Source organism: Trebonia sp. (genome assembly GCF_049794275.1).
In the GTDB taxonomy this organism is placed as follows: Bacteria; Actinomycetota; Actinomycetes; order Streptosporangiales; family Streptosporangiaceae; genus Trebonia.
The window spans coordinates 1-3,452 of record NZ_JBARCR010000623.1; the positions used below are offsets into that span (position 1 = coordinate 1).

A 3,452-nucleotide genomic window follows, 5' to 3' on the forward strand; every position below is an offset into this window, starting at 1 on the left:
TCGAACGTGTGGGGATCGCTGCCCTGCGCGTACTGGCCGGTGCAGCCGGCCGTGCTGAACATCCGCGCCGCCGGGGCACCGCCGATCCTCGTGGTCGGCGACCTGCACGACCCGGCGACGCCGTACCGGTGGGCGGTCAACCTGTCCCGCGACCTCGCCTCCGGCGTGCTGCTCGGCTGGAACGGCGAGGGCCACACCTCCTACTTCCAGGGCAGCTCCTGCGTGGACAGCACCGTCGACTCGTACCTGATATCGCTGCACGTCCCGCGTTCCGGCACGGTCTGCCCGTAACGCTTTCGCCCCTGCCGGGACTGAACGGGCGCAGCTGCGTCCTGTCCACGCTTTCCCCAGGAAGGGGCAAAACTCGTGAAGGTACTGAGTCGTCTCGTGCCCGCCATCGGCGTCGGCATGCTGGCCATGACGGCCCTGGCGGCGCCGGCGTTCGCGTCGACGGGCGCCAGCGCCGGAGACAGGGGGAACGCCGGCGCCGTCTTCGTGCAGACCGACAACACCGCGGGCAACGCGGTGGCCGCCTACCATCGCGCGGCGGGCGGCACCCTGACGCTGGCGGGCACCTACCCGACCGGTGGCCTCGGCGGGATCCTTAACGGCTCGGTGGTCGACCACCTGGCGTCCCAGGGGTCGCTGACGTATGACAACGAGCATGGGCTGCTGTTCGCGGTCAACGCGGGCAGTGACACCGTGTCCGTGTTCCGGGTCTCCGGCGACCGGCTGGAATTGCGCCAGGTCATCTGGTCGGGCGGCGCCTTCCCAGTCAGTGTGACGGTGCACGGGAACCATGCGTACGTTCTGGATGCGCTTGGAGGCGGGTCGCTCTACGGATACCGGATCGCGGACGGTCACCTGACGCCGATCCCCGGCTCCTCGCGGCGGCTCGGCCTCGACCCGAACGCGACACCGCAGTTCACGAACACGCCCGGGCAGGTGGCGTTCACGCCCGACGGGTCGCGGATCCTTGTGACCACGAAGGCGAACGGCAACGACGTGGACGTGTTCGCCGTGCGGCACGACGGGCGGCTGTCACGGTCACCGGTCGTGAACTCCGAGCCGAACGCGGTGCCGTTCGCGATCTCCTTCGACCGCGCCGGGCACGTGCTGATCGCGGAGGCCGGGCCGAACGCGCTCGCGACGTTTGACCTGTCCGGCGGCGTGCTGACGCAGCTGGCGATCGCCGACACCGGCCAGATGGCGACCTGCTGGGTGGCCCCCGCGGGCCGGTACTTCTACGCCTCCAACGCGGGCAGCGGCTCGGTGAGCGGGTACACGGTCGGTGGCGCCGGCCAGCTGACCGCCCTCGGGAACACGAAGACCGACGCCGGAACCGTGGACGCGTCGGCGGCGGGCGGTTTCCTGTACGTGCAGGCCGGGGCCGCCGGGATCGTCGATGAGTTCGCGGTCGGCGCCGGCGGCGCGCTGACGTCGCTCGGGTCGGTCACCGTGGCCGGCGCGGCCGGCGGCGAAGGCATCATAGCGCTCTGAGCTGGGGCGCGGTCGGCCGGAGGAGAACTGTCATGGGTGCCCCCCGGCCGGCCGTCGCCACGGACGATACGCTGCCAGCGATGGAACCAGACGCGGAATTGCTCCGCCGGCTTCGCGCCGGGGACGAGCGCGCCTTCGTCGCGCTCGTGGAGCGCTACAACGGTTCCATGCTGCGGCTCGCGCTGTCGTTCGTGCCCAGCCGGGCGATCGCGGAAGAGGTCGTCCAGGACACCTGGCTGGCCGTGCTGCGGGGGCTGGCCGGGTTCGAGGGCCGGTCGTCGCTGAAGACGTGGCTGTTCGCCATCCTGGTGAACAGGGCGCGTTCGGCGGGGGTGCGGGAATCCAGGAGCTTTCCGGTGGCCGACGCTGGGCCGGTGGTGGACGCGTCCCGCTTCGGCCCTGGCGGGGCCTGGGTGACACCGCCCGAGCACTGGATCGAGGAGGCCGAGTCGCGGGTCGATGCGCTGAAGCTCACCGGGATGCTGCGCGGCGCGCTCGACGGGCTGCCAGGCCGGCAGCGTGAGGTCGTGCTGCTGCGCGACGTGGAGGGGCTGACCAGCACGGAAGTGTGCTCGGTGCTCTCGATCAGTGAAGGGAACCAGCGGGTGCTGCTGCACCGCGGCCGCGGCAAGCTGCGGCAGGTGCTCGAGTCGGAGCTGGGAGGGTCGCGATGAACATCAGTCTGCTTGGCGTGTTCCGCCGCGATCTCGTGTGCCAGCAGGTGGTCGAGATGGTGACGGCGTACCTGGAGGATGGGCTGTCGCGTTCGGACCGGCGGCGGCTGGAGAAGCACCTGGCGGGGTGCCCGCTTTGCACGGAATACCTCGCGCAGATCCGCGAGACGATCCGGCTGGCCGGCCAGCTCGCCCCCGATGACCTGTCGCCGGAGATGCGCTCGGACCTGACCGAGGTCTACCGCCGCTGGCTCGCCGACGGCTAGGCCGCCGGGGCGTCAGGACGTCACCAGGATTACCGGTCGATGCGCTCTTCCAGGCAGACCGTGACCGTCTCGCCGGCCTCCTTGCCGATCGACTTGCGCAGGCCGGTCTTGATCGGCAGCTTGTGCGTGCCGTCGCCGAGGGCCATGAAGGAACTCTGGAACGGCCTGCCGTCCACGGTGCCGCGCACCTTCACCAGCCCGCGGGTGCCGAAGTAGTCCACGGAACCGGGCATGACGACGTAGGTCCAGCCGCCCTTGCTCGGGCTCTTCAGCAGGGTCGCCGTGAAGGTCTTGTCCAGCTTGCTCATCGCCGCCTCCCTTTCGCTGCTCCTGGTATGACGATCGGAGGGGGCGGATTTCGTCTAGGCACTGCCGGACCAGCCGGTCCAGCGCTCGGCCTCGATAACGATGACCGGGCCGGCCGGGCGTGCCCGGCGGTACTGCTCGTACCGCTCGGCCAGCAGGTCCAGGTAGGGCTGCATCGCGGTCTCGTCGGTGACGACGCTCGCGTGGCCGTCGACGCGGACCCACCAGAGTCCGGTCCAGTCGTCGGTGTAATGGTCGGTGAGCAGTGTGACCCGGGGGTTCTCCGCGATGTTCCGCAGCCGCCGCAGGTTCGGTGTCGTCTTGGGCTTGTGGTCCACGGCGGTGCAGATCCGGTCCCCGTCCACCGCGAACGTGACGGGCACCAGGTGCGGCTGGCCGTCCCGCCCGGCCGTGGCGAGCCGGGCCACGCGCTGGGCGGCGAACCGCGCTCGCGCGTCCTCCGTGGTCAGCCTCACGCTCCGATTCTCCCTCCCGCCCGCGGTCTGGGCACGTGCGGCGGGCCCCAATCGGCGAACCCGGTAAGCTTACGGAGCGCCGTCCGCGAGGACAGCACGCCGCCTTAGCTCAGTCGGTTAGAGCGACGCACTCGTAATGCGTAGGTCATCGGTTCGATTCCGATAGGCGGCTCCCAGTTAGGTCATGACCTGAAGCAGATCGTTGCACAGCTGCCGGGCATCGGCGCCGT

The 3,452-nt window shown here is 70.4% G+C and carries 6 protein-coding genes and 1 tRNA gene; 5 read left to right on the forward strand and 2 right to left on the reverse strand.

Going from position 1 to position 3,452, the window contains the following annotated elements:
* The 4 genes from WA805_RS16655 to WA805_RS16670 form a co-directional block, all read left to right on the forward strand.
* Positions 1–291: alpha/beta hydrolase (locus tag WA805_RS16655; protein ID WP_425242796.1), on the forward strand; the 291-nt coding region annotated here is incomplete at its 5' end.
* 75 nt (positions 292–366) lie between these two features.
* Entirely contained in the window at positions 367–1,500 is a 1,134-nt protein-coding gene (locus tag WA805_RS16660; RefSeq protein WP_425242797.1) for a lactonase family protein, read from the forward strand.
* 80 nt (positions 1,501–1,580) lie between these two features.
* Positions 1,581–2,174, forward strand: coding sequence for an RNA polymerase sigma factor (locus tag WA805_RS16665; RefSeq protein ID WP_422289941.1), 594 nt, complete (start codon positions 1,581–1,583; stop codon positions 2,172–2,174).
* A complete protein-coding gene (locus tag WA805_RS16670; RefSeq protein WP_422282721.1) occupies positions 2,171–2,440 on the forward strand; it encodes an anti-sigma factor family protein in 270 nt (89 codons plus the stop codon). The genes WA805_RS16665 and WA805_RS16670 overlap by 4 nt, the downstream gene beginning before the upstream one ends.
* A gap of 29 nt (positions 2,441–2,469) precedes the next feature.
* Here the strand turns inward: WA805_RS16670 and WA805_RS16675 are convergent, their stop codons facing one another.
* Positions 2,470–2,748 (reverse strand): DUF1905 domain-containing protein, encoded by a 279-nt coding sequence (locus tag WA805_RS16675; protein WP_422282723.1) that lies wholly within the window; start codon positions 2,746–2,748, stop codon positions 2,470–2,472.
* A 54-nt stretch (positions 2,749–2,802) separates the two neighbouring features.
* Positions 2,803–3,222 (reverse strand): TIGR03668 family PPOX class F420-dependent oxidoreductase, encoded by a 420-nt coding sequence (locus WA805_RS16680; protein ID WP_422340875.1) that lies wholly within the window; start codon positions 3,220–3,222, stop codon positions 2,803–2,805.
* A gap of 98 nt (positions 3,223–3,320) precedes the next feature.
* On the opposite strand from WA805_RS16680, the gene WA805_RS16685 reads away from it, so the two are divergent.
* A tRNA-Thr gene (locus WA805_RS16685) sits at positions 3,321–3,394 on the forward strand.
* Positions 3,395–3,452: the final 58 nt, after the last annotated feature.

Coding starts and splice junctions, on each gene's coding strand:
- WA805_RS16675 (WP_422282723.1), bottom strand. CDS start 2,748: ATGAGCAAGCTGGACAAGACCTTCACGGCGACCCTGCTGAAGAGCCCG.
- WA805_RS16670 (WP_422282721.1), top strand. CDS start 2,171: ATGAACATCAGTCTGCTTGGCGTGTTCCGCCGCGATCTCGTGTGCCAG.
- WA805_RS16665 (WP_422289941.1), top strand. CDS start 1,581: ATGGAACCAGACGCGGAATTGCTCCGCCGGCTTCGCGCCGGGGACGAG.